The sequence below is a fragment of the Achromobacter sp. SIMBA_011 genome (assembly GCF_046535435.1).
Classification (GTDB): Bacteria; Pseudomonadota; Gammaproteobacteria; order Burkholderiales; family Burkholderiaceae_B; genus Achromobacter; species Achromobacter dolens.
In genome coordinates this window covers 1-349 of record NZ_JAWRWN010000140.1, presented here as the reverse complement: position 1 = coordinate 349, position 349 = coordinate 1, and the positions used below count along the sequence as shown (strand labels likewise).

Annotated in this window: 1 protein-coding gene; it reads left to right on the top strand. The window is 63.0% G+C overall.

The window, feature by feature from the left end; genetic code table 11:
• Nucleotides 1–349 (top strand): type VI secretion system baseplate subunit TssF (locus tag SB816_RS30275; protein ID WP_410548027.1); only part of this gene is annotated, 349 nt, incomplete at both ends.

Here is a 349-nt window from a genome sequence, read left to right as displayed (position 1 = left end):
GAGATCGTGCTGGCAAAGCCGTGGCAGGACGACATGCGTTTCAACGCGCAGAACGTGCGGCTCTACTGCACGCCGATCATCAACCTGTTTCCCGTTCAGGCCGATCCGGTCAAGGTCACGCAGTTCGAGACCGAGTACCGGGTACGGGCGCGCGAGCAGCACGGCCCGTTGGTCGATATCTACTCGATCGACGCGGTGCACGGCATCGATCGCGGCCGACGCTTCGAATATGCGCCGTTCGCTGCATTCCGCCATCGTGGCGGCATGCTGCGCCATACGATGCCCGAGCGATATTTCCATTCGCACGTGCGACGCGCGCCTTCCGGACGGTTCGATACGTGGGTCGTGC